Raw genomic sequence first — 25,745 nt, forward strand, 5'->3', positions numbered from 1 at the left:
TGACGATGTGGGGACAGGCGTGCCTCAAGCACGAATCTCGTAGGGTCGCTTACAGCCTTCGCAACGCCACGCTCTCCACCGCGTGATCCGCGCCCTTCTTCAGGATCAGCGTCGCACGCGGGCGTGTCGGCAAAATGTTGTCCTCGAGATTGGCGAGGTTGGTGCGCTCCCAGATCGCGGTGGCCGTCGCGGTGGCCTCCTCGTCCGACAGCAGCGCATAGCGGTTGAAGTAGGATTTTGGATCCGTGAATGCGGTGTCGCGCAGCGCCAGGAAACGCTTGATGTACCATCGGCGCAGCGCCGTCTCGTCGGCGTCGATATAGACCGAGAAATCGAAGAAGTCGGAGACGACCGGCACCGCCTTGCCGTCACGCGGCAGCTTGCCGGTCTGCAGCACGTTGACGCCCTCGACGATCAGGATGTCCGGCTGGTCGATCTCCGCCCATTCGTTCGGCACGATGTCGTAGGTCAGATGCGAGTAGACCGGCGAGCGCACATGGCGACGGCCCGATTTGATGTCGGACAGGAAGCTCAGCAGCAGCGGCAAATCATAGCTCTCGGGAAAGCCCTTCTTCTGCAAGATGCCTTGCTGCTCGAGCAGCGCCTTCGGATAGAGAAATCCGTCGGTGGTGATCAGCTCGACCTTCGGCCGCGGTGACCAGCGCGCCAGCAGCGCCTGAAGCACGCGGGCCGTGGTGGACTTTCCAACAGCGACCGAGCCGGCGACGCCGATGATGTAGGGCATCTTGCGGTCGCGGATGTTGAGGAACTGGCGCTCGGCGTAATACAGCCGCTGCATCGCATCGACATAGATCGAGAGCAGGCGCGACAACGGAAGATAGATGTCCTCGACTTCCTTGAGGTCGAGGCGGTCATGCAGCGAGCGTAGCCGGTCGAACTCGCCCGGCTCCAGCGTCATCGGCGTATCGTCGCGAAGTCGCGCCCATTCCTCGCGCGTATAGACGCGGTAGGGATTATATTGCTGCTCGGGTGCGCGGATATCCATGACGCGACCTTTCCACCTCGGCTAGCTGCCGCCTTTGCGCGACGCCTTCTCTTCCAACCCTGACATCGTGGTCCGCTTGTCCAGCGCGGCCTCGACCTCATCCAGCTTTACGCCGCGGGCCTTCAGCAACACAAGGAAATGGTAGAGCAAATCGGCGCCTTCCGCGATCAGATGATCGCGATCGTTTTCGACTGCTGCGATTACGGTTTCGACTGCTTCCTCACCGAACTTCTTGGCGCAATGTTCGGCGCCCTTGTCCAGGAGCTTGCGGGTATAGGAGGCTTCGCCTCCGGCCGCGGCGCGGGCGTCGATGGTGTCGGCCAGATCGTGGATCGTGAAGCGCGGCATCGGACTTACTCGGAAACACACAAAGACCACGGAGGCCATTCCCCGCCGGCCTGTGTAGCATTTTTATGAAGCGGAGTCGTCAGGCATCCAGGCGCATGGGCAGGCCGCGCCGGGCCATGTGCTCCTTGGCCTCGCGGATGGTAAATTCCCCGAAATGGAAGATCGAGGCGGCCAGCACGGCGGTGGCATGCCCCTCGCGGATACCGTCGACGAGGTGGTCGAGATTGCCGACACCGCCCGAGGCGATCACGGGAACGGGAATGCTGTCGGCGATCGCCCGGGTCAGCGGAATGTCGAAACCCTGCCTGGTGCCGTCGCGGTCCATCGAGGTGAGCAGGATTTCACCGGCACCGAGCGAGACCACTTCCTGGGCATATTCGATCGCATCGATGCCGGTCGAGTTGCGGCCGCCATGGGTAAAGATCTCCCAGCGCTCGCCGCCGCCTGCGCGCTTGACCCGCTTGGCGTCGATCGCGACCACCACGCACTGCTCGCCGAATTTTTCGGCGGCTTCCTTGACGAATTCGCGCCGCGACACGGCCGCGCTATTGATCGAGACCTTGTCGGCGCCGGCGCGCAGCAGCGTCTTGATGTCGTTGACCTCACGCACCCCACCGCCCACGGTCACAGGCATGAAACAGGCCTCCGCCGTGCGCCGGACCACGTCCAGCATGATGCCGCGGTTCTCATGGGTCGCGGTGATGTCGAGGAAAGTGAGCTCGTCGGCGCCGGCGGCGTCGTAGGCGATCGCGGCCTCGACGGGATCGCCGGCATCGCGCAGATCGACGAAATTGACGCCCTTGACGACCCGGCCGTCCTTGACGTCGAGGCAGGGGATCACGCGCACCTTGAACATCGGATGTCTCCTAGCCGCGCGCGTTGCGGATCAGGGTGAGGGCAGAAGCCGGATCGAGCCGGCCGTCGTAGAGCGCGCGGCCGGCGATCGCGCCGGCGAGCTTCTTGGCGCGCGGGGTCAGCATCGCCTTGACGTCCTCGATCGAGGCGAGGCCGCCGGAGGCAATCACCGGAATCGAGATGGCGTCGGCCAGCGCGATGGTCGCGTCGAGGTTCAGGCCCTTGAGCAGGCCGTCGCGCGCGATGTCGGTGAAGATGATGGCGGCAACGCCGGCATCCTCGAAACGCTGTGCGATCTCCAGCACCGTGACCTGCGAGGTCTCGGCCCAGCCTTCGACCGCGACCTTGCCGTCGCGTGCATCGAGCCCGACAGCGACACGGCCGGGGAATTTCTTCGCGGCAGCCTTCACCAGTTCAGGATCGCGCACCGCGGCGGTGCCGATGATGACACGGGTGATGCCCTTGTCGAGCCAGGCCTCGACGGTCTTGAGATCGCGAATGCCGCCGCCGAGCTGCACCGGAATCTTGATCGTCTTCAGCATCGCCTCGACGGCTTGCGCGTTCACCGGCTTGCCGGCGAAAGCACCGTCGAGGTCGACGACGTGGAGATATTCAAAACCCTGCTCGACGAAGCTCTGCGCCTGCGCTGCCGGGTTGAGATTGAACACGGTCGCGCGCGCCATGTCGCCTTGCTCGAGGCGCACGCATTGCCCGTTCTTGAGGTCGATCGCGGGAAAGAGAATCACGGTTTCCATCGCAAAAAGTTCGAGATCAGGGCCAGACCAAAGCGCTGGCTCTTCTCGGGGTGGAATTGCGTGCCGATGGCGGTGTCCTTCGCGACGATCGCGGTGACAGACCCGCCATAATCGGCGCGCGCGAGCACGTCGGCCTCGTTGGCGGCATTGAGGTGGTAGGAGTGCACGAAATAGGCGTGCTGGCCCTTGGGGCCGAGCGGCAGCCTCTCCAGCACCGGATGCTCCCTGAGCACGTCGAGCGTGTTCCAGCCCATGTGCGGGATCTTAAGGCTCTCGTCGCGCGGCGTGATTTTTTCGACGTCGCCGCCGATCCAGTTCAAACCATCCGTCGTGACATGCTCCTTGCCGCGGCTCGCCATCAACTGCATGCCGACGCAGATGCCGAAGAACGGCCGCGCCTTGACGCGCACCGCCTCGGTGATCGCCTCGACCATGCCGTTGACCGCATCGAGCCCGCGCCGGCAATCGGCGAAGGCGCCGACGCCCGGCAGCACCAGGCGGTCAGCGCTGTAGGCCTGATCGGGATCGCTGGTGACGAAGACCTTCTGCGGGTTCTCCATGCTGCGCGCGGCACGCTCGAAGGCTTTCGCGGCGGAATGCAGATTCCCGGAACCGTAATCGATGATGGCGACGCTCATCGTGACCCTCCCGGTTCGGGAAACAAACCAATGATGCCGCCGGCCGGAATGGGCGGCGGGTTCGAAAACTGTTGGCCCGGCGAATTGCGGGTCGGCGGCGGGCCGCCGCGATCGACGGCCCATTGATCATTGACGATGCCGTGCTGCTTCTGGCTCCAGCGCTCGAAGAAGCGGCGCTCGGCGGTATCCTCGTCATCGGCAACGACGATATCGAGCTGCCGCCACTTGCCGCGCGACAGGGTCCAGCGGCGCAAGCTTGAAGCTTCGAAGCCCATCAGCAGCGCAACGATCATGTTGGCGAAGAAGATCGAGCTGCGGCCGACGCCGAGGCTGTGCAGCCCAGCATCGAACGCGGCCAGGAAGACGATCCAGCCGATCAGCGCGAGCCACAGCCGGTTCCACAGCAGCCAGAACGGGCCGAAAATCATCGCCCAGAAATGGAAACCGTCGCGCACGAACACGAACTTGTCGGTCGCGCGCAGATCGGCTCCGGCAGGGGAGGGAGCATGAACTGTGTAGACAGGCATGGTGATGCCTCGTTCCCAAGAATTCAGTGATGCCGCTAGCAGCGTTTGCCGCAAAACGGAGATATCAGCCGCCGAGCGAGCCCTTGGTGGACGGGATTTCGCCCACAGCCTTCGGATCGATCGCGACCGCCGTGCGCAGCGCCCGCGCCAGACCCTTGAAGCAGGACTCGGCGATATGATGGCTGTTATCGCCATATAGGGTCTCGACGTGGAGAGTCACGCCGGCATTCATGGCGAAGGCCTGGAACCACTCGCGCACCAGCTCGGTATCGAACTCGCCGATCTTGTCGCGGGGGAATTCGGCCTTGAACACCAGGAACGGGCGGCCCGAGATGTCGATGACCACGCGCGACAGCGTCTCGTCCATGGGCATGTGCACGCCGGCATAGCGGGTGATGCCCGCCATGTTGCCGAGCGCCTGCTTGACCGCCTGGCCGAGCGCGATGCCGGTGTCTTCGGTGGTATGATGATGATCAATGTGCAAATCGCCGACCGCCTTGACCGTGAGGTCGATGCGGGAATGGCGGGCGAGGAGATCGAGCATATGGTCGAAAAAGCCGATGCCGGTCGCGATATTGGCCACGCCGGTGCCATCGAGGTTCACGCTGACCTCGATCTCGGTTTCCTTGGTCTTGCGCTTGATCGTCGCGGTGCGCATTGAAAGCTGGCTTTCGCTTCTATTTGAGCATGATCCTTCTCGGAAAACCGGTACCCACTTTTCCGGATCATGCTCGGGGGCCGAAAACGCCGGTCTTTTAACAGCCCCATGACACCTTCGCTACTGCGGGAACGGCCGGCCGGGCCTCTACTTCTGCCTATGGTGAGCGAAATTGGGCCCGCATCGGCCCGTTGTGCCCCAGCCCCCGACCGCCTAAATCAGGCCGGACAACGAGGTACTTCATGCAGGATTCCCAGAACAGCTCGCCGGGCTGGCACGGCACCACGATTTTGACCGTCCGCAAGGGCGGCAAGGTGGTGGTCGGCGGCGACGGTCAGGTCTCGATCGGCCAGACCGTGATCAAGTCGAACGCCAAGAAGGTCCGGAAACTCGGCAAGGGCGACGTGATCGGCGGCTTTGCCGGCGCCACGGCCGACGCTTTCACGCTGTTTGAGCGCCTGGAAGCCAAGCTCGAGCAATATCCGGGGCAATTGACCCGCGCCGCGGTCGAGCTGGCCAAGGACTGGCGCACCGACCGTTACCTGCGGCGGCTGGAGGCCATGATGATCGTGGCCGACAAGGACGTCTCCCTGGTGCTGACCGGCACCGGCGACGTGCTCGAGCCCGAGGCCGGCGTGATGGCGATCGGCTCCGGCGGCAATTATGCCCTCGCCGCGGCCCGCGCCCTGCTCGACACCGACAAGGACGCCGAGACCATCGTCCGCCGCTCCCTCGACATCGCCGCCGACATCTGCGTCTACACCAACCGCAACGTCACCATCGAAGCCCTGTCGGCCGGCTGAGCGGATGACATTGGTCCGCAGCACCGGTTCGACCCAACCCGCGTTTCCACCGCTGGCCTGGGTCGGCATCGCGCTGTTGCTGCTGGCGCTGCAGGCCTTAATCCTGTTCGCGATGGGGCGGGTGCCGATCTGCACCTGCGGCTACGTCAAGCTCTGGCACGGGGTGGTGAACAGCTCGGAGAATTCGCAGCATATCGCGGACTGGTACAGTTTCTCGCACGTCCTGCACGGCTTCCTGTTCTACGGATTGACCTGGCTCCTGTTCGCGCGTTTGCCGTTGCTACGCCTGTCCTGGCCCGCCCGCCTGATCATCGCCATGCTGATCGAGGGCGCCTGGGAGATCGTCGAGAACTCGCCCTTCATCATCGAGCGCTACCGCGCCGGCACCATCTCGCTGGATTATTTCGGCGACAGCATCGTCAATTCGGTCTCCGACAATCTGTTCATGATGCTCGGGTTTCTGGCCGCGCGCATGCTCCCGGTATCGGTGATCGTCCTGCTCGGGCTTGCCTTCGAAATCATGCTGGCGCTCCACATTCGCGACAATCTGACGCTGAATGTATTGATGCTGATCCATCCGATCGAGGCCGTGAAACAATGGCAATCGGGTCCGCCCATCATCTGACCTAAAATGCAGCTTGTCCTCGACCATCTCCCGCCCTAGCTAAGCAGACATGACAGACTTCTCTCCCCGCGAAATCGTTTCCGAACTCGACCGTTTCATCGTCGGCCAGGCCGATGCCAAGCGCGCCGTCTCGATCGCGCTGCGCAACCGCTGGCGGCGGCAGCAGCTCGAAGGCTCCCTGCGCGAAGAGGTGCTGCCGAAGAACATCCTGATGATCGGCCCGACCGGCGTCGGCAAGACGGAAATCGCACGGCGATTGGCAAAGCTCGCGAATGCGCCGTTCCTGAAGGTTGAGGCGACGAAGTTCACCGAGGTCGGCTATGTCGGCCGCGATGTCGAGCAGATCATCCGCGATCTCGTCGAGGTCGCGATCTCCCAGGTGCGCGAGCGCAAGCGCAAGGACGTGCAGGCGCGCGCGCAGCTCGCGGCGGAAGAGCGCGTGCTCGATGCGCTGGTCGGCGCCAATGCCAGCGCCGCGACGCGGGAATCGTTCCGCAAGAAGCTGCGCGCCGGCGAAATGAACGACAAGGAAATCGAGATCGAGACGCAGGGCGGCGGCAGCGGCATGCCGATGTTCGAGATCCCGGGCATGCCGGGCGCGCAGATGGGCGCGATCTCGATCGGCGACATTTTTGGCAAGCTCGGCGGCCGCAGCAAGACGCGGCGGCTGACGGTGGAAGGCTCGCACGAGATCCTGGTCAACGAGGAATCCGACAAGCTGCTCGACACCGACCAGCTGACGCTGGAAGCGATCAGCGCGGTCGAGAACAACGGCATCGTGTTTCTGGACGAGATCGACAAGATCTGCGCCCGCGACGGCCGCGACGGCCGCGTCGGCGGCGACGTCTCGCGCGAGGGCGTGCAGCGCGATCTGCTGCCGCTGATCGAGGGCACCACGGTCTCGACCAAGCACGGCGCGGTGAAGACCGACCACATCCTGTTCATTGCCTCCGGCGCCTTCCATGTCGCAAAACCGTCCGACCTGTTGCCGGAATTGCAGGGCCGCCTGCCGATCCGCGTCGAGTTGCAGGCACTGACCCGCGACGACATGCGGCGCATCCTGACCGAGCCCGAGGCGTCGCTGATCAAGCAATATGTCGCGCTGATGCAGACCGAGGGCGTGACGCTGGACATCACCGACAGTGCCATCGATGCGCTCGCCGACGTCGCGGTCGCCGTCAATTCCACCGTCGAGAATATCGGCGCGCGGCGGCTCCAGACCGTGATGGAGCGGGTGCTGGACGAGATCTCCTTCACCGCCCCCGACCGCAACGGCGAAACCGTCAAGGTCGACGCCGATTTCGTGCAGAAGCACGTCGGCGATCTCGCCAAGAACGCGGATCTGAGCCGGTTCATTTTGTAATTCCGCGCGGGCACGCTATGGATGCGGCGTGACCGCACGCATCCTGCAAAACCCCTGGCGCATTCTGCTCGCGATCAACGCGGCGGTCATCGTCGGCGTGTTCGTCCACAAGATCCAGCTGCCGCCTTACGTTCCCTACATCCACCTCCTCGTCGACTATCATTTCGGCTTCATCAAGCGCGCGCTGATCGGGGCGATCGTCGCGCTGTTCACCGACAAGGTACCGGTCTGGCTGGTGTTCGCGCTCGGCGGCGTGACCTGGCTGGTGACGCTTGGGCTGTACGCAAGACTATTCCAGAAGACGTTCGGCTTCACCGCGAAGACGCTGCCGCTGTTCGTCTTCATCGCGGGCTCGCCGTTCTTCCTGAAGAATTTCATGCACACGCTCGGCCATTTCGACATCTATGGCTGCGCGCTGGCGATCATCCTGCTGCTGATGCCCGCCGGCTCGTTGCTGTTCGTGGCAACGGCCGCGCTGTTCGCGATCGTGCTCGTGCTGATCCATCACATTCATCTCCTGATGTATGTGCCTGTCATCATCACCATCGTCGGGATCAGGCACTATCTGACCTATGGCTGCAATCGCACCAATGTCGCGTTCGGCATAACCGCCCTCGCCGTCGTCTCCGCGCTGTTCTTCGCCGCGCAATTCTGGGGAACGATGCCGATCCCGGAAGCGGACTTCGTTGCGTACCTGAAAACCCGGATGGCCGATCCAACTCGCACCGATCTGCTGCAATTCGCCTACATCTGGTATCAGCCGCTGGCGAAGGAGATTTCAGATACCTGGGGGCGCCTGCCGCACAACATCCTCGGCGTGCCGGTCTTCGCCCTGCTGATCTGGCTGCACACGCCGCTGTGGCGCTATTTTTCGAACCTGATCTGCGCGCTCGCGAGCGCGACGCATCGCCGCCTCGTCGTCGCGGCGCTGGCCGGCATCAGCCTCGCCTATCTCGTGATGTTCGCGATGGTGTTCGACTATTCGCGCTGGATCTCGAACTGGGCGGTCTGCATGTTCCTGATCCTGCATGCGGTGAAGATGCTGCCGGCCGCGCGGGAGACACCGCCGATTCCGGCGGAGGATCAAAGGACAAATATCTTCGGCCTGGTCCTCACGCTGATCCCGCGCGTCGGAATCGTCCGGCCGTTTTAGCGCTCTGCTCGAGCCGCATCGGCGGTGCACTCCCTCCCCCGCTTGCGGGAGAGGTGTAAACAACTAAAATCTCGCCCGCCTGATCCGCACATAAAGCGCGCCCTCGCCGCCGTGGCCGATCGCGGCCTCCTCGAAGCCCACCACGAACGCACGAAACTCCGGCAGGCTCAGCCATTCCGGCACCTGGCGGCGCAGCACGCCGCTTTCGCCGCCGCTGCGGCCTTTGCCGGTGATGACGAGCACGAAGGTCAGACCATCATGATGAGCGCGGTGCAGGAAACCGGTCAAGGCGCGATGGGCGCGCATCTGGGTCATGCCGTGAAGATCGAGCCGTGCCTCGATCTCGCTGCGGCCGCGCGACAGTTTTGTGCGCTCGCGCTTGCCGAGCGGAGCCAATGGCGGCATGGCCGGCTTTGCCACGCGCGGCGCCGGCGCGGCAGCAATCGGACGTGGCGATGGCGCAGATCGCGTAACCGGCACTGCAGGTGCAGGCTCGGCGCGCGGCGGGGCATGGACCTTGACCGCGCGATGCCTCTTCAACGGCTTGACCTGCTTTGCAACGAGGTCCCACAGCGCGCGCTCTTCCTCGCTCAGCGCGCGGCGGCGCGGCGAGGGGCGAGGCTCCAGCACGGGCGGACGGGACGATCGCTTCATTGCTGCCGATGGGGACGATTCTTCACCGGCCGCCGCGGCTCGGAAGCGGGCTCGATCACGGGACGCGGCACCGGCAATGGGACTGGACCCGCGATAGCGACCGTCTCGCCCTTGCCTTGCGCCACGGCAGCGGCCGGAGCCGCCGGTTTGTCCTTCGCGGGATCGATTTGCGGGAACAGTTTTGCGATTTTCTCCGAGGGACGCGGATCCGGCACTGGCAGCCGCGCGGCGCGCGCCGTGGGATCGAGACCCTTCGGCACCAACATGACAAAGTGCATGGGATGGCGCAGCCGCCCGGAGACGCGGCCGGCATCCGCGCCGGCGCCGAAATAGAGATCGGCACGCGCGGGGCCGATGATGGCCGAGCCGGTGTCCTGCGCGATCATCAGCCGATGGAACGGCGTCTTGGAGCGCTCCGAGTCGATCGGCAGCTCGCCCTCGATGAAGAACGGCGTACCGTAGACATGCAGCGACTTGTCGACCGCGATCGAACGGCCGGCGGTCAGCGGAATGCCTTGCGCGCCCACCGCCTCGTCCTTGTCGGAGAGATTGACCTCGCGGAAGAAGATATAGGCGCGGTTCTGGCGCCGCAGCTCCTTGGCTCCGTCGGGGTTCTGGGCCATCCACTCCCTGATCTTCTGCATCGACATCTCTTCCCTCGGGATGATGCCGCGCTCGATCAGGATGCGTCCGACCGCCGTGTAGGGATAGCCGTTATAGGCGTCGTAGTTGAGCCGGAGCGTCGTGCCGTCCTCGAACTTGATCCGCGCCGAGCCCTGGATCTGCGCAAACAGCAAATCGGTCGGGTCTTTCAGCCAGGCGACTTCGAGCCCGCGGCCGGCGATCTTGCCGTCCTCGATCTCGCCGCGATCGTAATAGGGCACCAGCTTGCGGCGGCCGATCTTGCGATAGACCGGGCCCTTGTTGGGCAGGCTGACGGAATCCTGCTTATAGCCGCGCACGAACAGGTTCGATGGGCGACGATAGACCGGAACGTTGTAGATGTCGGTCTGCGTCCGCGATCCCTCCAGCACCGGCTCGTAATAGCCGGTGACGAAGCCGTCGGGCTCGCCAAGCCGCGAGATGCGCAGCGGCGCAAAATTTTCCTCGAAGAAGGTCTTTGCTTTCGCGTCGTCGGCAAGTTCGAGCGATTTGGCGGCTCGGCAAGGTTCGTTCAGTGAGCCGGCCAGCGCCTTCGGTTCAGAGGCACCGGTCTGCGCATTGATCGACTTGCAGCTCGCGCGAAACGTCTTGTACGCCGCGAGATGATCGTCGTCGCTCCACCCCTTCACGTCCGCCCAGGGCAGCGGCAGATATTGCGCGCCTGATATCTCGAACGGCAGGGGAAGCTGCGGGTAGGGCAAGGCCCTCGCCGGGGCGGCCGGCAATTGCGGGGCATGATGGTGGTGGCTGCGGTAGTGGCGCCGCGCCGCTTCGGCGCCGAGCGAAAACGACGACAGCACGACGGCGCCCGCGCAAAGCGCCGTCGCGCTGGTCTTCAGGAAGACCTTAATTCGCGCTTCCGGTGCCAACCAGCTTCCAGTTCGGATCGCGAGAGGTGGTGTCGCGGGCGAAAGTCCAGATATCGGTAATGTCGGCAACCGTATCGGCGCTGCCGTCGACGATGTTGCCGGCCTTGTCGCGGGTGGCCGAGATCATCTGCGAGACGAAGCGGATGGTGAGCTGGGCGGTGCGATCCCGCAGCTCGGCGCCGACGAGCTCGGCCTTGTCGATCGAGACGAAGCGCGTCTCGGTCTTCTGCTCGTTCTTTTCACGTTCCTTGATCGCGCTGTCGAAGCTCTCATAGACCTCCGACGACAGCAGGTCTTTCAACGAGCGGCGGTCGCCATTGGCAAAGGCCAGCACGATCATCTCGTAGGCGCCGCGGGCGCCCGAGATGAAGTGGCGCGGATCGAAAGTGGAATCCTTGTCGACGATGGCATCGAGGCCCTGCGCCAGTACGGTGCCCGGCTCGGTCAGGCCCTTCCAGCGGTCGGAGGGCGTGGTCGGCTCCACCGACGGCGCCAGCGGGGCCTGGTCGATCACCTTGCCCGGCATGGTCACGACGTTCTTGTCCTGGGCACCACCCAGCGCGTTGCGGGCGGCGGTATGGTCGAACGGCGGCCGCTCGCTGCCCGTGCGTTGCCCCAGCACGCTGCGCAGCCTCAGAAAGATGAAGACCGCCAGCGCCAGGAAGATAATGGTGTAGATGTCCACGTCGTATTCGCTTTCTGGTCTTCTCAAGAAGGGGCCGACTAGAAGGGTCGTCGCCGGGAAAATCGATCCGGCCAGTAGACCGTTCCATACGGGAACGGCAAGTCTACATCACCATTTTGGGTCCGCGTCAGGTCCGAGGGATGTAGGCACGAAATCTTGCCCGGCCAATGGCGCCAATTGGCACAGCGCCGAGTGTAGCGCGTTTTATGCTTAAGGGGAAACCCGATCCTGCCCGGAAATCGCGCATCTTCAATCGTTTAACGCGCGATTTGGCAGGCGGGCCGGCTTGAACGTCACAGTTGTGGCCATGGCCCGGACACCCGATCCGGAGCCGTTCGTCCTTGTGGAATGAGGTAGCCCTATGTTAGCCAACCGCCGCGAAATTCAGCCCCAATCGGGTAAGGAGAGACTTTCATGACCAACGGTAACGGCACCCCTCCCGAGGCGGCCCAGGCTCCCCAGCTCAATGTGCTGGCGCAATACACCAAGGACCTGTCGTTCGAGAATCCGAACGCTCCGAGCTCGCTCCAGCAGCAGAGCCAGCCGCCCCAGATCAACATCCAGATCAATGTCGGCGCCAACAACCTCAGCGAAACCGAGTTCGAGGTGACGCTGTCGGTCGAGGGCAAGGCCGAGACCGCAGGCAAGGTCATGTTCTCGTTCGAACTCGCCTATGCCGGCGTGTTCCGCATCACCAACGTGCCGAAGGAGAACCTGCACCCGCTGGTCATGATCGAATGCCCGCGCCTGCTGTTCCCGTTCGCCCGTGAGATCATTGCCACCGCCGTGCGCGACGGCGGGTTCCCGCCGCTGATGCTGGACCCGGTCGATTTCGTCGGTCTCTATCGTCAGAACATGGAGCGGCAAATGGCCGCCGGTGGCCAGGCAGGCCAAGCCTAACCAAACGGCCTAGCCGGCTGGAGGGGCAGCTGGAGCGGGCAAAAACTCGTTCCAGATCGCCTTGTCGCCGAGCGTCGCAATGAAGGTCCGGTGGGCCTCGCGCTCGGCATCGGAAATCCGCGGCGCGAGCGGCACCGTCCGCTGCCGCCGCGGCGCATCGCCAGCCGCATTGACCCTGATGTCCTCGGCTTCCGAAGCCAGCAGCAGCTGCGACTGCCGCGCCCCCACCAGATCGACATAGACTTCCGCAAGCAGTTCGGCGTCGAGCAGCGCGCCGTGCTTGGTACGGCGTGAATTGTCGATCGAATAGCGCGAGCAGAGATCGTCGAGCCGGTTCGACACACCGGGATGCTTACGCCGCGCCAGCAGCAGCGTATCGACCAGCCGCTCACGCGGGATCGCGGCGCGCTTGATCCGGTCGAGCTCGGCATTGATGAAGCTGATATCGAACGAGGCGTTGTGGATCACCAGCGGCGCATCGCCGATGAACTCCAGGAACGCATCGACGACCTCGTGGAATAACGGCTTGGTCGACAGAAATTCGGCTGACAACCCGTGCACCGCAAAGGCTTCCGCCGGCATGTCCCTCTCAGGGTTGATATAGACGTGATACGTCTGCCCCGTCGGCATCCGGTTCAACATCTCGACACAGCCGATTTCGACCAGGCGATCGCCGCGGAGCGGATCGAGGCCGGTGGTTTCGGTATCGAGAACGATTTCGCGCATGATCTTTAGACGCCGTGTGAGCGCAGCGAATCAGGCTCGCCGCTGCGGCATCTTAACGACCTCGGCCAGGATGTGCGTGATTTGGGCGCGCACCGGTTCAAGTCCGTGTGACGTATCCACCACGAAATCGGCGCGCTTGCGCTTTTCGACGTCCGGCGTCTGCTTGGCGATGATGGCATCGAGCTTGGCTTCGTCCATCGTGCCGCGCGCCAGCACCCGCTCGCGCTGGAGTTCCGGCGAGGTCGATACCACAACGACGGCGTCGACCCGCTTTTCACCGCCGGTCTCGAACAGCAGCGGGATATCGAGCACCACGACCGGCGCCTTGGCTGCTTCCGCATCGGCAAAGAATTTTTGCCGGGAGGCGCCGAGCATCGGATGAACGATCTGCTCGAGCTGCTTGATCGCGGCGGGATCATGCACCACGCGCGCGGACAGTTTGGGACGATCGACCTTGCCGTTCACGGTGGTGCCGGGGAAAGCGGCCTCGATCGCAGGCGCGGCCTCGCCCTCATAGAGTTGATGGACGGACGCATCGGCGTCGTAGACGGGCACGCCAGCCTCCGCGAACAATTTCGCGGTGGTGGATTTGCCCATCCCGATCGAGCCGGTCAGTCCGAGAATCCGCATCAGTGCCGAGCCTTCTCTCGCATCTACACCGCAATTAGCTGTTCGCTGCGCAGGAACGCAAGCAGCGGCAGCAGCGGCAGGCCGAGAATGGTGAAATGGTCGCCCTCGATGTGCTCGAACAGGTGGACGCCGAGGCCTTCGAGCTGATAGGCGCCAACGCTGGTCGTCACGGCGGCGCCGGCGGCATCGAGATAGGCTGAAAGCTCAGCCTCGGTCATTTTCCGCATGGTCATGCGGGCCACCGAAACGTCCTCGAAAACAATCTTGCCGTCATGCGCCACGGCGACCGCCGAATTCAGCTCATGGCTGTTGCCGGCGAGATCCCGCAGCTGTGCCAGCGCCTGCACACGGCCGGCGGGTTTGTTGAAGAGACGTTCGCCGAGCGCCAGCGTCTGGTCAGCGCCGATGACGTAGCTACCCGAACGATTGACCGAGACGGCCTTGGCCTTCTCGCGCGCCAGCAGCAGGCCGATCTCGCGCGGATTGGAAAGCTTGGAGGCGGCCTGAATGCCGCGCTCGTCGATGTCAGCTGTGACAGCTTCGAATTCGAACCCGGCATTCGCGAGCAGCATCTTTCGCGCGCTGCTCTGCGACGCCAGGATCAACGGAGCTTTCCCGAGCCACAGACCCATTGCCGGCACTTACTCAGTAGGCCGGTTACGCTGGCGATCGCTGTAGAGCTTCATGATCGCGGCCGCAGTTTCCTCGATCGAGCGCCGCGTGACGTCGAGCAGGGGCCAGTCGTGCTTGGCGCTCAGCTTGCGGGCGAAGGCGACCTCCTCGGCGACCGACTGTCTGTCGGTATAGGTGTCGCTGCTGGAATCGGCGCCCATCGAGAGCAGGCGATTCTGGCGCACCTGGATCAGCCGTTCCGGCGTCGCGTGCAGGCTGACCACCAGAGGCCGCGTCAGCGTCTCCAATTGCGCCGGCACCGGAATGCCGGGCACCAGCGGGACGTTGGCGGTGCGGATGCCGCGGTTAGCGAGATAGATCGACGTCGGTGTTTTCGACGTGCGGGAGACACCGACGAGCACGACATCGGCATCGTCGAGGCCTTCGACATGCTGGCCGTCGTCATGGATCATCGTGTAGTTCAGCGCGTCGATGCGCTTGAAATATTCCGCGTTGAGCACGTGCTGGGCGCCGACGCGCCCTGTCGTCGCGGCGCCGAGATACGCCTCGAACAGCTGCATCACCGGGCCGATGATCGACAGGCTCGGAACATTGATGTTCTTGCACTTGTCCTCGAGCCTGGCGACCAGATCCTTCTCCAGCAGCGTGAACAGCACGATCCCCGGCGCTTCCTCGATCTCGTCGAGCACGCGATCGAGCTGCTTCTGGCTGCGCACCAGCGGATAGACATGCTCGACCGGGGTGACATTCGCGTACTGCGCCGCGACGGCACGCGCGACAGTGATCAGCGTCTCGCCGGTCGAGTCGGAGACCAGGTGCAGATGGAAATAATTGTTCGAGGTCGGCACAAAATCCCTTTGTATGGAGGCGGTGTGGTTTGTGGATTTCTGTGGACCTTAACCCCTCGGAAAGGGTTGCGCGACACCAGGAGCGGGACAAGTGCCAATTTTCTTCACACCGCTGCCTGTCTGAACAAGTTCGGCACCCGGAAAATGCAGACACGGGATTGCGCGGACAACCCCTTTGATAAGCTGCCGACAAAAACCCGCAAGCCGTTGAAGGTGGCCGACTTATCGGAAGCCGCCAGAGCCGTCAGGGATATGTTGATGAATGTGAACAAGCGCGCGTGAACGTGCGGAAGGAATCTTGTGAGTCCTATCCACGGTCACATAGACTCAAACCTTAAGAATCTAAGATTCTTAGATTTAGGAGAGGCGCTACGGACGGATATGTGTGCAGGGTAAGACCTTAACGAGTTCTTACTATCCCCAGCCGTCCCTGAGCTGGACGGGAATCCGGACGCTGAAAATGTTTGAAGACGTCTATCTCTGGATCAAATCTCTGCATGTGATCGCCGTCATCTCCTGGATGGCCGGCATGCTCTATCTGCCCAGGCTGTTCGTCTATCATTGCGAGGCCGAGATCGGCTCGAAGCAGTCGGAGACGTTCAAGGTCATGGAACGCCGGTTGCTCAAGGCGATCATCAACCCTGCCATGATCGTGACCTGGCTTGCCGGGCTCTATCTCGCCTGGTCCGGCCACTGGTTCACGTTCGGCTGGCTGCACGTAAAACTGGCACTGGTCCTGGCGATGTCCGCGGTCCACGGCTTTTTTTCCCGCTGGGTCAAGGATTTCGCCGCCGACCGACGTCCGCGAAGCCAGAAATTCTATCGGATTATCAATGAGGTGCCGACCGTCCTGATGATTCTCATCGTGATCATGGTGGTCGTGAAGCCGTTCTAGGCAACGATCGCGAACGATCGCTCAGCGCTTCGGCTTGCGGAGCGAGGGGCGATTTTCTATATTAGCGATATCCCACCTAACGCAGGCGGATGTGGTTGTGTCCGAGCTTTCCAGAGGCCGGACACCGCATCAGGTTTGAAGCCTCACCGGCGCTCACCTTGCCAGACCTGCGGACCTTATCTTCTCACGTCCGCATTTCAGAGCCTCCTCGCACCCCCTCCCAAGGTTACCCCACAGGACCACCCCAATGCGGGAAATTAAACTCCAGGACCTCAAGTCGAAGACGCCGGCCGAGCTCGTCTCGTTCGCGGAAGAGAACGGGGTCGAGAATGCCAGCACCATGCGCAAGCAGGAGTTGCTGTTTGCCATCCTCAAGCAACTCTCGCTCGCCGAGACCGATATCGTCGGCGAGGGTGTCGTCGAGGTACTCTCCGACGGCTTCGGCTTCCTCCGCTCGCCCGATGCGAATTATTTGCCGGGCCCTGATGACATCTATGTTTCGCCCTCGCAGATCCGCCGTTTCGGCCTGCGCACCGGCGATACCATCGAAGGCCACATCCGCAGCCCGAAAGAGGGCGAGCGCTATTTCGCGCTGCTGAAGGTCAACACGCTCAATTTCGAGGACCCGGAAAAGGCCAAGCACAAGGTCAATTTCGACAACCTCACGCCGCTGTTTCCGAATCAGCGTTTCCGTATGGAAATTGACGATCCGACGCGAAAAGACCTTTCTGCAAGGGTGATCGACATCGTCGCGCCGATCGGCAAGGGCCAGCGCGCGTTGATCGTCGCGCCGCCGCGCACCGGTAAGACCGTGCTGATGCAGAACATCGCGCATTCGATCACGCACAATCATCCCGAATGCTATCTGATCGTGCTGCTGATCGACGAGCGTCCGGAGGAAGTCACGGACATGCAGCGTTCGGTGAAGGGCGAAGTCGTGTCCTCGACCTTCGACGAGCCGGCCGTGCGCCACGTCCAGGTCGCTGAGATGGTGATCGAAAAAGCAAAACGTCTGGTCGAGCACGGTCGCGACGTCGTGATCCTGCTCGATTCGATCACGCGCCTCGGCCGCGCCTACAACACTGTGGTGCCGTCATCCGGCAAGGTGCTGACCGGCGGTGTCGACGCCAACGCGTTGCAGCGCCCGAAGCGCTTCTTCGGTGCCGCCCGTAACATCGAGGAGGGCGGCTCGCTGACGATTATCGCGACCGCACTGGTCGATACCGGCAGCCGCATGGACGAAGTCATCTTCGAAGAGTTCAAGGGAACCGGTAACTCCGAGCTGATCCTGGACCGCAAGGTCTCGGACAAGCGGACCTTCCCGGCGATCGACATCTCCCGCTCCGGCACTCGCAAGGAGGAGCTCATCACCGACCCGCAGGTGCTCAAGAAGATGTACGTCCTCCGCCGCATCCTCAATCCGATGGGTACGATGGACGCGATCGATTTCCTGCTCGACAAGCTGCGTTCGACCAAGAGCAATTCAGAGTTCTTCGACTCGATGAACACCTGAGTGCAGTGCAGCAAAGAATTCAGGGGCGCCTTCGGGCGCCCTTTTTGTTCGCGGCATTTGCTGCGGCGAATCTGCAGCATAAAGATTAATCGATCGTCTGATCTTTGCTTCCTTTAAGCTATTGATATATCGAAATAATACTTCAATTTTGTTTGGCCTATCCTCTGCGGGGAGGAGCATTTTGCAGCAAAATGCTGCGCTTATATTGCACTGCAATAGATCATTTGCTGCGAGATTTGGTGCAGCAAATCCAGTCATAGGCCGGCTGAAACGGATGTTTGCCTTTTCGAAGGGAGCCGGACAAATAGGCCATGCATCCGCGAGACCAGACCATCTTTGCGCTGTCGTCCGGCCGGGCGCCGAGCGCGATCGCTGTGGTGCGCGTCTCGGGCTCACAAGCTGGCACGGTTCTGACGACGCTCGCGGGCAAGCTGCCGGCACCGCGACAGGCAAGCCGCCGGCTGCTCCGTGACGGGACAGGCCAACCGGTCGACGATGCGGTCGTGCTCTGGTTTCCCGGGCCTGCAAGCGCGACCGGCGAGGACGTCGTCGAGTTTCACGTCCATGGCGGTCGCGCCGTGCTGGCGGCGCTCCTTGCCAATATTTCGCTAATTCCGAACACGCGGGCGGCCGAGCCGGGCGAGTTCACGCGGCGGGCGTTCGAGAACGGCAAGCTCGACCTGACCGAAGCCGAGGGCCTGGATGATCTCATCCACGCCGACACCGATCGTCAGCGTCGCCAGGCACTGCGCCAGTTGCAGGGTCTGCTCGGCGATCGCGCGCGGGACTGGCGCGAGCGCATCATCGAGGCTTCGGCGCTGATCGAGGCCGGCATCGATTTTTCAGACGAGGGCGATGTACCCGCCGAATTGATGGCGCCGGCAGTCAAAGCGATCAAGGCGCTGCACGGCGAAATTGCAAAAGTCCTTGCGGCACAGGGACAAGCTGAACGCCTGCGCGACGGCCTAGTCGTTGCCATCGCGGGCGAGCCGAATGTCGGCAAGTCGACGCTCATGAATCAGCTCGCGCGCCGCGAGGTCGCGATCGTCTCACCGCACGCCGGTACTACGCGCGACGTGATCGAGGTGCATCTCGATCTCGACGGCTATCCGGTCACGGTGATCGACACCGCCGGCATTCGCGAGACCGACGATCCTGTCGAGCAGGAGGGCGTGCGCCGGGCGAGGGCGCGGGCCGAAGACGCTGACCTGGTGCTTTGGCTGGTGGAGGGCGAGCGGGCTGTCGATCCGTCGGGCGGCCACGTCTGGATCGTCCGCAACAAGATCGATCTCGGTGGAGCGGGGTCGGGCGGCGAGTTCGGGATCTCGGCGAGCCGAGGCGATGGCATTCCTGAGCTGGTCGACGCGCTCGTGAAATTCGCGGCCGAGTTTTTTGGAACCACCGAGGGCGCGCTGGTGACCCGGGCTCGCCAACGAGATCTGCTGCGCCAGGCATCGGACGGCTTGCGCCGGAGTCTGGAGCTTGTAGAAGAGGGCGAGGAGCTCGCGGCCGAAGAACTTCGTTCCGCCGCCTATGCCTTGGGGCGGCTGCTGGGCCGGGTGGATGTCGAGGACGTCCTTGGGGCCATCTTCCAGAAATTCTGCATCGGAAAGTAGCGCTAGTTCTTCATTGTAGAACTAGCACTTGTTCCATTGCTTGGTGTTTCACGTGAAACGCAGGCAGCAAGGGTTCAGCTCCACCCAAATCACATGCGAACCATCCTTGCGAGTTCCAGCCTGTTTCACGTGAAACAGCAGCGTGTTGAACCAGCCTTGGTCGCGGGGTTCGTGATCTGATATCGCCTCGCCGCCAGTGACGGTTGGGAATTGGCGTCGGCTCCTCACACTCCGTCATTGCGAGGAGCCCTTGCGACGAAGCAATCCAGACCGTCGCCGCCGAGCGAGACTGGATTGCTTCGCTGCGCTCGCAATGACGGAGCAAGCGGGTAACTTTGGCCATCCCATCTACCTGCGCCAAATGAAGCGGGGGTCTGCCGTTAGCTCTTCTTCGTGGGCGGTCTTGTTTCACGTGAAACAGTAGACGGAACAGCGCCCTTCCTACGGTGCATGGGGTTGTTTTCGCGAAAATGTATTTCGCCCCTAGCTGCCCTGTTTCACGTGAAACACCCGCCTCCCCCAGTTTCCACTTCCGGCTTTTTGCTCTCTGAGCTAGAAGTCCGCCCATGCGAACAGAGCGAGAGAGTTTCGACGTCATCGTGATTGGCGGCGGCCACGCCGGCTGTGAAGCCGCGGCCGCGTCTGCCCGGATGGGTGCGACGACCGCTCTGGTGACGCACCGTTTCTCGACCGTCGGTGCGATGTCCTGCAATCCCGCGATCGGCGGCCTCGGCAAGGGACATCTGGTCCGCGAAGTCGATGCTCTCGATGGTCTGATGGGCCGGGTCGGTGATGCCGGCGGTATCCAGTTTCGGGTCCTCAATCGTCGCAAGGGTCCGGCTGTTCGCGGTCCCAGGGCCCAGGCTGACCGAAAACTCTATGCCGCCGCCATGCAGACCGCGATCCGGGAGACTGAGGGTCTCTCCGTCATCGAAGGCGAAGCCGATGAGCTGATCGTGGTTGAGGGACGGGTGACCGGACTGCGCCTGGCTGATGGCCGCGAGCTTCGAGCGGGGGCAGTCGTCGTCACGACCGGCACCTTCCTGCGTGGTCTGATCCATCTCGGTGAGAAGAACTGGCCCGCCGGTCGCGTCGGGGAGGCGCCGGCGATGGGCCTTTCGCGCTCCTTTGAGCGTGCCGGCTTCACTCTTGGGCGGCTCAAGACAGGGACTCCACCTCGTCTGGACGGCACCACGATCGATTGGTCTGCGGTCGAAATGCAGCCCGGAGACGAGCCGCCGGAGCCGTTCTCGGTGCTGACCGAGCGGATCACGACCCCGCAGATCCAGTGCGGGATCACCCGGACCACGGCGGCGACCCATGAGGTGATCCGGGCCAATGTCCACCGCTCGCCGATGTATTCCGGCCAGATCAAGAGCTCCGGTCCGCGCTATTGCCCCTCGATCGAGGACAAGATCGTCCGCTTCGGCGATCGGGACGGCCACCAGATCTTCCTGGAGCCGGAGGGGCTCGACGACAGCACCGTCTATCCCAACGGCATCTCGACCTCGCTGCCGGAGGAGGTCCAGCTCGCGATCCTCGCCACGATCCCTGGCCTGGAGCAAGTCAAGATGGTGCGCCCAGGCTACGCCATCGAGTACGACCACATCGATCCCCGCGAGCTCGATCCGACCCTGCAGACCAAGCGTCTGCGTGGTCTGTTCCTGGCCGGACAGATCAACGGTACGACCGGATACGAAGAAGCCGCCGGGCAGGGCATCGTGGCCGGCCTGAATGCTGCGCTCTCCGCCAGCGGTGCCGCTCTAACCGTGTTCGACCGTGCCGACGGCTATCTCGGGGTGATGATCGACGACCTCGTCACCCGCGGGATCAGCGAGCCCTATCGGATGTTCACCTCCAGGGCCGAATACCGGCTGACATTGCGGGCTGACAATGCCGACCAGCGCCTGACCGAGAAGGGGATCGCGCTCGGATGCGTCGGCAGCGCTCGGACCCAGCATCATCGGGCCAAGATGGACGGCCTGAACGCGGCCCGGACGCTGTCGAAGTCGCTGACCATCACCCCGAACGAGGCGATCAAGCACGGGCTGTCTCTGAACCGCGATGGCCAGCGCCGCTCGGCCTTCGAGCTGATGGCCTATCCGGACATCGGCTGGAGCCAGGTCCGTGCGATCTGGCCGGAGCTGTCCGCTATCGATGCTGTTATCGCCACCCATCTCGAGATTGACGCGAAATACGACGTCTATCTGGAGCGCCAAAGCGCCGACGTCGAAGCCTTCCGGCGCGATGAGAGAATGGTGCTGTCCGAGGTCGACTATCAGCTCGTGCCCGGGCTCTCCAACGAGGTCCGCGCCAAGCTGGAGAAGGCGCGGCCGTTCACTGTCGGCCAGGCCGGCCGGATCGATGGCATGACACCGGCGGCGCTCGGCATCCTCGCGGCTTATCTGCGCCGTGAAGCACGGAAGACTTCCAAAGCAATTGCATAGGCGTTTCACGTGAAACAGCGCGGACCGGGCGGGGACAGGCCGCTAACGCGACGACCTGCAGCAGGTGAGGGCGCCGGTCATCGATCCGAGCCGTCGCCGGCTCGTCCGAAGATCGACAAGGCCAGCGCCAACGATCAGGCGCTCGACGCCGTCATCGCTGCCGATAAGCGCGAGGCGCTCAAGCTCGCGCCCGTTTCACGTGAAACCGAACAGCGGCTCGATCGCTACATCGCGCTGCTGCGGGAGTGGCAGGCCAAGACCAATCTGGTCGCGCCCTCGACCCTGCCGCATCTCTGGACGCGGCACATCGCCGACTCGCTTCAGCTCGTCGATCTCGCCCCAGCGGCAAAGCGCTGGGCCGACCTCGGCAGCGGCGGCGGTTTTCCCGGCGTCGTGCTGGCCTGCGTCATGGCCGGAACGGCGGACGCCCGCGTCCATCTGGTCGAGCGAATCGCCAAGAAGGCCGCGTTTTTGCGCGAAGCGATTCGCATCACCACATCTCCGGGAGTCGTACATCTCGCTGAGATCGGGGATAATGTGGATAGAATCACCGGCCCCGTCGATTGCGTCACCGCGCGTGCGCTGGCTCCGCTACATCAACTCATCGGCTTCGCGGAGCCGCTGATGCGCCACGGCGCAAAGGCGCTATTTCCGAAGGGTCAAGATGTAGAGGCTGAATTGACCGAAGCCGCTAAATATTGGAATATTCAGCCGCAGCTCCACCAAAGCCGCACAGGCGACGGCTGGATCGTCGAGCTGACTTCCGTCGAGCGGCGCGGGTGAGGCGTTCAGGGGCTGAGTGGGGAATTTGCGATGAGCGTGATTGACGAGCCGCAGCAAGAGCAGACGGCCCAAGAGAAGGCTGAGGTGCCTCATGGCCACCCGCGCATCCTGGCGCTGGCGAATCAGAAGGGCGGTGTGGGAAAAACAACCACAGCGATCAACCTCGGCACCGCGCTCGCAGCGATTGGCGAGCGCGTCCTGATCGTCGATCTCGATCCGCAGGGCAATGCCTCGACTGGCCTCGGCATCGATCGCCGCAATCGCTCCTGTTCGACCTACGACGTGCTGATCGGCGAATCGAGTTTGCGCGAAGCGGTGGTGTCGACCGCGGTGCCGCGGCTGCACATCGCGCCCTCGACCATGGATCTCTCCGGCCTCGAGCTCGAGCTCGGCACCACGCCCGGCCGCGCCTTCAAGCTGCGCGACGCGATCGGCGCGCTCAACAACAACGTTTCGCCGGATGCCGACTACACCTATGTGCTGATCGATTGCCCGCCCTCGCTCAACCTGCTCACGGTGAACGCGATGGCCGCATCCGACGCGATCCTGGTGCCGCTGCAGTGCGAGTTCTTCGCGCTCGAAGGTCTGTCGCAATTGCTGCAGACGGTGGAGCAGGTGCGTTCGACGCTGAACCCGAACCTGTCGATCCACGGTATCGTGCTGACCATGTTCGACTCGCGCAACAACCTCTCGAACCAGGTCGTCGCCGACGTCCGCCAGTTCATGGGCGAGAAGGTCTACAAGACCATGATCCCGCGCAACGTGCGCATCTCGGAGGCGCCGTCCTACGGCAAGCCGGTGCTGGTCTATGATCTCAAATGCGTCGGCAGCGAAGCGTACCTGCGGCTCGCCACCGAGGTGATCCAGCGCGAGCGCGAGCTGCGCGTCACGCATTGAAGCGACGTTGATTCGTAGGATGGGTAGAGCTCAGCGAAACCCATCACCACACGAACGAACAGCGATGGGTTTCGCTTCGCTCTACCCATCCTACAGGTTTCGACAATTCAGTTCTGGAGTGCTGCACCGTGAATCCAAGGGAGCTGGCGATGGCCGACGAAGCGCGTTCGCGACTGGGCCGGGGTCTTGCAAGTCTGATCGGTGACGTCGGCGGCGAGGCTCAGCATGTCGATCGTCCGCGCGCGCAACGCAAGGTGCCGATCGAATTCATCAAGCCCAACCCGCGCAATCCGCGCCGCACGTTTTCGGATGCGGAGCTGAAGGAGCTCAGCGACTCGATCAAGCAGCATGGCGTGATCCAGCCGATCGTGGTGCGTCCGGTGAAGGGGGCACAGGATCGCTTTGAGATCATCGCCGGCGAGCGGCGCTGGCGCGCCTCGCAAATGGCCGGCCTGCACGAAGTGCCGATCGTGCCGGTCGACATCAGCGACAGCGATGCGCTGGAGTTCGCGATCGTCGAGAACGTGCAGCGCGAAGACCTCAACCCGATGGAAGAGGCGCTCGGCTATCACGCACTCGCCAACGAGTTCAAACGCAGCCAGGACGACATCGCAAAGGTCGTCGGCAAGAGCCGCAGCCACATCGCCAACATGATGCGGCTGACCAAGCTGCCGGCCGAGGTGCAGGCTTTCATCACCGAGGGGCAGCTGACCGCCGGTCACGCCCGCGCGCTGATCGGTGTGCCCGATCCGCTCGCATCCGCCAAGCGCATCGTCGCGGAAGGCCTCAACGTTCGCCAGGCCGAAGCGCTCGCGCATGAAGAGGGCGTGCCGGAGCGCAAGCCGCAGAAGGCGCGCAGCACCGGGGCCAAGGAAAAGGACCCCGACACGATCGATCTCGAGAAGCGCGTCAGCGATGCGCTCGGTCTCAAGGTCACCGTCAGTCACCGCGACCCCGGCGGCTCCGTGCAGATCAGCTACCGCAACCTCGATCAGCTCGACGAGGTGATGAAACGGCTGGCTAAGGGCGCGCTGTAGGGCCCCGCACTCTCCACGTCATTGCGAGCGCAGCGAAGCAATCCAGAGTCCCTCCGCGGAATGATTCTAGATTGCTCCGCTGCGCTCGCAATGACGTGGAAAGAACGGAATTTATCCCCGCCGCTTCGCATTCGCGGCGATCGCCATCAGCGTGCGCTGGGCGATGGCGGCGGCGAGCGTCGATTGCTTGCGGGTGTCGAGTGCGGCGGTTGCGAGCTGCTCGATGATGGCGGCAAGCCGCGGCACACTGAAATTGCGCAGCGCGGTTTCGACCGCGGGCTTTCGTGAAAAATGCAGCCGCGGATAGCCGCCGTCGAGCACGGCGGAGGCAGGCTGGCCGTCGGCGATCGCGAGCGCCGATTTGTGCAGCCACGCGGCCTGGCGCTGCGCGGCTGAGATGATCACGCCGGGATAGGTGCCGGCGATCATGGCCTTGGCGAATTCGGTCTCGACGATATCAGGCCGGCCGGCGAAGGCGCCGTCGACGATGGGATCGAGTTTCAGCTCGGAGGCATCGGCGACCACGGCCATCACATCTTCCAGCGTGATCTCGCCCTTGCCATGGGCATAGAGCGTCAGCTTGCGCAGCTCGTTGCGCGAGGCCTGGCGGTCGCCGCCGAGGAACGACATCAGCGCCGCGCGGGCATCCTGCGCGATGCGCAAGTTTGCGATGCGGAGCTCATCGTCCATCAGCTTGGCCAGATCGCGCTCGGTGTCGGGATAGCAGCCGATCGCCACGGCCGTCTTGGCGCGTTCGCAGGCCTTACGCAGCGGTGACTCCGGCCGCAGCTCGCCGGCCTCGATCACGATGCGGCAATCCCTCACACCCATCTCCGCCAGCGTGTCGACGCCGCTGGCAAAGCTGCGCGAGCCCGCGCGGATGCGGATGGCGCGGCGGCCGCCGAACAGCGGCACCGTCATGGCCTCGTCGACGAGACGCGACGGCTCGGCGGAGAGCTCGTCGCCGTCGAGCTTCACCAATGCAAAGGGATCGTTGGGGTCGTCGACCGCAGAGGCGATCAGTGCATCGGCGCGTTCGCGCACGAGGCCGGCGTCAGGACCGTAGAGCAGGATGATCGGACGGCCCGCATCGGGGCGGGCGAGGAAGGCGTCGATCTCTTTTCCGCGCAGCGCGACCATGATTCAGATCGTCATTCCGGGACGCGCGTAGCGCGCATTGCGGTGCGCAATTGCGCACCAGAGAATCCAGAGGCTGGA

The 25,745-nt window shown here is 63.4% G+C and carries 27 protein-coding genes; 12 read left to right on the forward strand and 15 right to left on the reverse strand.

Annotation, left to right across the window (positions count from 1 at the left end; translation table 11 throughout):
• Window positions 1-49 precede the first annotated feature (49 nt).
• The 7 genes from coaA to hisB all read right to left on the reverse strand — a co-directional run bounded on the left by coaA (window position 50) and on the right by hisB (window position 4,787).
• Entirely contained in the window at window positions 50-1,006 is a 957-nt protein-coding gene (gene coaA / locus AC1RR3_RS18970; RefSeq protein WP_492824625.1) for a type I pantothenate kinase, read from the reverse strand.
• A 21-nt stretch (window positions 1,007-1,027) separates the two neighbouring features.
• The gene (locus tag AC1RR3_RS18975) at window positions 1,028-1,354 is read right to left on the reverse strand and encodes a phosphoribosyl-ATP diphosphatase (protein WP_492824626.1); all 327 of its coding nucleotides are present in this window, start codon (window positions 1,352-1,354) and stop codon (window positions 1,028-1,030) included.
• 79 nt (window positions 1,355-1,433) lie between these two features.
• Complete coding sequence (gene hisF / locus AC1RR3_RS18980; RefSeq protein WP_492824627.1) at window positions 1,434-2,210, reverse strand: imidazole glycerol phosphate synthase subunit HisF; 777 nt, start codon at window positions 2,208-2,210, stop codon at window positions 1,434-1,436.
• Between the two features lie 10 nt (window positions 2,211-2,220).
• Window positions 2,221-2,955, reverse strand: coding sequence for a 1-(5-phosphoribosyl)-5-[(5-phosphoribosylamino)methylideneamino]imidazole-4-carboxamide isomerase (hisA, locus tag AC1RR3_RS18985; protein WP_492824628.1), 735 nt, complete (start codon window positions 2,953-2,955; stop codon window positions 2,221-2,223).
• Complete coding sequence (gene hisH, locus AC1RR3_RS18990) at window positions 2,952-3,602, reverse strand: imidazole glycerol phosphate synthase subunit HisH (protein WP_492824629.1); 651 nt, start codon at window positions 3,600-3,602, stop codon at window positions 2,952-2,954. The genes hisA and hisH overlap by 4 nt, the downstream gene beginning before the upstream one ends.
• Window positions 3,599-4,129, reverse strand: coding sequence for a DUF2628 domain-containing protein (locus AC1RR3_RS18995; protein ID WP_492824630.1), 531 nt, complete (start codon window positions 4,127-4,129; stop codon window positions 3,599-3,601). The genes hisH and AC1RR3_RS18995 overlap by 4 nt, the downstream gene beginning before the upstream one ends.
• Before the next feature lie 64 nt (window positions 4,130-4,193).
• Window positions 4,194-4,787 (reverse strand): imidazoleglycerol-phosphate dehydratase HisB, encoded by a 594-nt coding sequence (hisB, locus tag AC1RR3_RS19000; protein ID WP_492824631.1) that lies wholly within the window; start codon window positions 4,785-4,787, stop codon window positions 4,194-4,196.
• 242 nt (window positions 4,788-5,029) lie between these two features.
• Here hisB and hslV point away from each other — a divergent pair, with 242 nt between their 5' ends.
• From hslV to AC1RR3_RS19020, 4 genes are read left to right on the forward strand one after another with little or no spacing between them, the layout of a single operon-like run.
• Window positions 5,030-5,590, forward strand: coding sequence for an ATP-dependent protease subunit HslV (gene hslV / locus AC1RR3_RS19005; RefSeq protein WP_492824632.1), 561 nt, complete (start codon window positions 5,030-5,032; stop codon window positions 5,588-5,590).
• 4 nt (window positions 5,591-5,594) lie between these two features.
• Complete coding sequence (locus AC1RR3_RS19010; RefSeq protein WP_492824633.1) at window positions 5,595-6,215, forward strand: DUF2585 domain-containing protein; 621 nt, start codon at window positions 5,595-5,597, stop codon at window positions 6,213-6,215.
• A gap of 49 nt (window positions 6,216-6,264) precedes the next feature.
• On the forward strand, window positions 6,265-7,578 hold the full coding sequence (gene hslU, locus AC1RR3_RS19015) for an ATP-dependent protease ATPase subunit HslU (RefSeq protein WP_492824634.1): 1,314 nt from the start codon (window positions 6,265-6,267) through the stop codon (window positions 7,576-7,578).
• A 28-nt stretch (window positions 7,579-7,606) separates the two neighbouring features.
• Complete coding sequence (locus AC1RR3_RS19020; protein ID WP_492824635.1) at window positions 7,607-8,731, forward strand: hypothetical protein; 1,125 nt, start codon at window positions 7,607-7,609, stop codon at window positions 8,729-8,731.
• A 63-nt stretch (window positions 8,732-8,794) separates the two neighbouring features.
• On the opposite strand, the gene AC1RR3_RS19025 is transcribed toward AC1RR3_RS19020, so the two are convergent.
• The 3 genes from AC1RR3_RS19025 to AC1RR3_RS19035 are packed head-to-tail and all read right to left on the reverse strand — an operon-like array spanning window position 8,795 to window position 11,602.
• The gene (locus AC1RR3_RS19025) at window positions 8,795-9,385 is read right to left on the reverse strand and encodes a Smr/MutS family protein (protein ID WP_492824636.1); all 591 of its coding nucleotides are present in this window, start codon (window positions 9,383-9,385) and stop codon (window positions 8,795-8,797) included.
• Window positions 9,382-10,917, reverse strand: coding sequence for a murein transglycosylase A (mltA, locus tag AC1RR3_RS19030; protein ID WP_492824637.1), 1,536 nt, complete (start codon window positions 10,915-10,917; stop codon window positions 9,382-9,384). The genes AC1RR3_RS19025 and mltA overlap by 4 nt, the downstream gene beginning before the upstream one ends.
• Window positions 10,895-11,602, reverse strand: a complete 708-nt coding sequence (locus tag AC1RR3_RS19035; protein WP_492824638.1) for a Tim44/TimA family putative adaptor protein — start codon at window positions 11,600-11,602, stop codon at window positions 10,895-10,897. Before AC1RR3_RS19035 ends, mltA begins: the two co-directional genes overlap by 23 nt.
• Before the next feature lie 414 nt (window positions 11,603-12,016).
• Here AC1RR3_RS19035 and secB point away from each other — a divergent pair, with 414 nt between their 5' ends.
• Entirely contained in the window at window positions 12,017-12,502 is a 486-nt protein-coding gene (secB, locus tag AC1RR3_RS19040) for a protein-export chaperone SecB (RefSeq protein ID WP_492824639.1), read from the forward strand.
• A 9-nt stretch (window positions 12,503-12,511) separates the two neighbouring features.
• On the opposite strand, the gene dnaQ is transcribed toward secB, so the two are convergent.
• Genes dnaQ through AC1RR3_RS19060 form a run of 4 tightly spaced genes read right to left on the reverse strand, consistent with a single transcriptional unit; the run spans window position 12,512 to window position 15,339 of the window.
• The gene (dnaQ, locus tag AC1RR3_RS19045) at window positions 12,512-13,228 is read right to left on the reverse strand and encodes a DNA polymerase III subunit epsilon (RefSeq protein WP_492824640.1); all 717 of its coding nucleotides are present in this window, start codon (window positions 13,226-13,228) and stop codon (window positions 12,512-12,514) included.
• A 30-nt stretch (window positions 13,229-13,258) separates the two neighbouring features.
• A complete protein-coding gene (coaE, locus tag AC1RR3_RS19050) occupies window positions 13,259-13,858 on the reverse strand; it encodes a dephospho-CoA kinase (protein WP_492824641.1) in 600 nt (199 codons plus the stop codon).
• Between the two features lie 23 nt (window positions 13,859-13,881).
• Complete coding sequence (locus tag AC1RR3_RS19055; RefSeq protein ID WP_492824642.1) at window positions 13,882-14,490, reverse strand: Maf family protein; 609 nt, start codon at window positions 14,488-14,490, stop codon at window positions 13,882-13,884.
• A gap of 9 nt (window positions 14,491-14,499) precedes the next feature.
• On the reverse strand, window positions 14,500-15,339 hold the full coding sequence (locus AC1RR3_RS19060; protein WP_492824643.1) for a pyruvate, water dikinase regulatory protein: 840 nt from the start codon (window positions 15,337-15,339) through the stop codon (window positions 14,500-14,502).
• 460 nt (window positions 15,340-15,799) lie between these two features.
• On the opposite strand from AC1RR3_RS19060, the gene hemJ reads away from it, so the two are divergent.
• From hemJ to AC1RR3_RS19095, 7 genes are all read left to right on the forward strand, one after another.
• Window positions 15,800-16,234, forward strand: coding sequence for a protoporphyrinogen oxidase HemJ (hemJ, locus tag AC1RR3_RS19065; protein WP_492824644.1), 435 nt, complete (start codon window positions 15,800-15,802; stop codon window positions 16,232-16,234).
• A gap of 247 nt (window positions 16,235-16,481) precedes the next feature.
• Window positions 16,482-17,747, forward strand: a complete 1,266-nt coding sequence (gene rho / locus AC1RR3_RS19070) for a transcription termination factor Rho (protein ID WP_011083462.1) — start codon at window positions 16,482-16,484, stop codon at window positions 17,745-17,747.
• Window positions 17,748-18,058: 311 nt separating this feature from the next.
• Complete coding sequence (mnmE, locus tag AC1RR3_RS19075) at window positions 18,059-19,363, forward strand: tRNA uridine-5-carboxymethylaminomethyl(34) synthesis GTPase MnmE (protein ID WP_492824645.1); 1,305 nt, start codon at window positions 18,059-18,061, stop codon at window positions 19,361-19,363.
• Between the two features lie 566 nt (window positions 19,364-19,929).
• Window positions 19,930-21,810, forward strand: a complete 1,881-nt coding sequence (mnmG, locus tag AC1RR3_RS19080; RefSeq protein ID WP_492824646.1) for a tRNA uridine-5-carboxymethylaminomethyl(34) synthesis enzyme MnmG — start codon at window positions 19,930-19,932, stop codon at window positions 21,808-21,810.
• 111 nt (window positions 21,811-21,921) lie between these two features.
• Window positions 21,922-22,593 (forward strand): 16S rRNA (guanine(527)-N(7))-methyltransferase RsmG, encoded by a 672-nt coding sequence (rsmG, locus tag AC1RR3_RS19085; protein ID WP_492824738.1) that lies wholly within the window; start codon window positions 21,922-21,924, stop codon window positions 22,591-22,593.
• A gap of 30 nt (window positions 22,594-22,623) precedes the next feature.
• Window positions 22,624-23,490, forward strand: coding sequence for a ParA family protein (locus AC1RR3_RS19090; protein ID WP_492824647.1), 867 nt, complete (start codon window positions 22,624-22,626; stop codon window positions 23,488-23,490).
• Window positions 23,491-23,639: 149 nt separating this feature from the next.
• Window positions 23,640-24,527, forward strand: coding sequence for a ParB/RepB/Spo0J family partition protein (locus tag AC1RR3_RS19095; protein ID WP_492824648.1), 888 nt, complete (start codon window positions 23,640-23,642; stop codon window positions 24,525-24,527).
• Between the two features lie 111 nt (window positions 24,528-24,638).
• Here AC1RR3_RS19095 and holA read toward each other — a convergent pair whose 3' ends face one another.
• On the reverse strand, window positions 24,639-25,667 hold the full coding sequence (gene holA / locus AC1RR3_RS19100) for a DNA polymerase III subunit delta (RefSeq protein ID WP_492824649.1): 1,029 nt from the start codon (window positions 25,665-25,667) through the stop codon (window positions 24,639-24,641).
• Between the last annotated feature and the right edge of the window lie 78 nt (window positions 25,668-25,745).

It is taken from the genome of Bradyrhizobium sp. GW821-FHT13H05 (assembly GCF_058804065.1).

Excerpts from the sequence above, each read along its gene's own strand:
- secB (WP_492824639.1), top strand. The coding sequence starts at position 12,017 with ATGACCAACGGTAACGGCACCCCTCCCGAGGCGGCCCAGGCTCCCCAG.
- AC1RR3_RS19010 (WP_492824633.1), top strand. The coding sequence starts at position 5,595 with ATGACATTGGTCCGCAGCACCGGTTCGACCCAACCCGCGTTTCCACCG.
- AC1RR3_RS19025 (WP_492824636.1), bottom strand. The coding sequence starts at position 9,385 with ATGAAGCGATCGTCCCGTCCGCCCGTGCTGGAGCCTCGCCCCTCGCCG.
- mnmE (WP_492824645.1), top strand. The coding sequence starts at position 18,059 with ATGCATCCGCGAGACCAGACCATCTTTGCGCTGTCGTCCGGCCGGGCG.
- hemJ (WP_492824644.1), top strand. The coding sequence starts at position 15,800 with ATGTTTGAAGACGTCTATCTCTGGATCAAATCTCTGCATGTGATCGCC.
- mnmG (WP_492824646.1), top strand. The coding sequence starts at position 19,930 with ATGCGAACAGAGCGAGAGAGTTTCGACGTCATCGTGATTGGCGGCGGC.
- AC1RR3_RS18975 (WP_492824626.1), bottom strand. The coding sequence starts at position 1,354 with ATGCCGCGCTTCACGATCCACGATCTGGCCGACACCATCGACGCCCGC.
- coaA (WP_492824625.1), bottom strand. The coding sequence starts at position 1,006 with ATGGATATCCGCGCACCCGAGCAGCAATATAATCCCTACCGCGTCTAT.
- hisH (WP_492824629.1), bottom strand. The coding sequence starts at position 3,602 with ATGAGCGTCGCCATCATCGATTACGGTTCCGGGAATCTGCATTCCGCC.
- coaE (WP_492824641.1), bottom strand. The coding sequence starts at position 13,858 with ATGCGGATTCTCGGACTGACCGGCTCGATCGGGATGGGCAAATCCACC.
- hslV (WP_492824632.1), top strand. The coding sequence starts at position 5,030 with ATGCAGGATTCCCAGAACAGCTCGCCGGGCTGGCACGGCACCACGATT.
- dnaQ (WP_492824640.1), bottom strand. The coding sequence starts at position 13,228 with ATGCGCGAAATCGTTCTCGATACCGAAACCACCGGCCTCGATCCGCTC.
- holA (WP_492824649.1), bottom strand. The coding sequence starts at position 25,667 with ATGGTCGCGCTGCGCGGAAAAGAGATCGACGCCTTCCTCGCCCGCCCC.
- hslU (WP_492824634.1), top strand. The coding sequence starts at position 6,265 with ATGACAGACTTCTCTCCCCGCGAAATCGTTTCCGAACTCGACCGTTTC.
- AC1RR3_RS18995 (WP_492824630.1), bottom strand. The coding sequence starts at position 4,129 with ATGCCTGTCTACACAGTTCATGCTCCCTCCCCTGCCGGAGCCGATCTG.
- AC1RR3_RS19095 (WP_492824648.1), top strand. The coding sequence starts at position 23,640 with ATGGCCGACGAAGCGCGTTCGCGACTGGGCCGGGGTCTTGCAAGTCTG.
- AC1RR3_RS19090 (WP_492824647.1), top strand. The coding sequence starts at position 22,624 with ATGAGCGTGATTGACGAGCCGCAGCAAGAGCAGACGGCCCAAGAGAAG.
- hisF (WP_492824627.1), bottom strand. The coding sequence starts at position 2,210 with ATGTTCAAGGTGCGCGTGATCCCCTGCCTCGACGTCAAGGACGGCCGG.
- hisB (WP_492824631.1), bottom strand. The coding sequence starts at position 4,787 with ATGCGCACCGCGACGATCAAGCGCAAGACCAAGGAAACCGAGATCGAG.
- AC1RR3_RS19055 (WP_492824642.1), bottom strand. The coding sequence starts at position 14,490 with ATGGGTCTGTGGCTCGGGAAAGCTCCGTTGATCCTGGCGTCGCAGAGC.
- rho (WP_011083462.1), top strand. The coding sequence starts at position 16,482 with ATGCGGGAAATTAAACTCCAGGACCTCAAGTCGAAGACGCCGGCCGAG.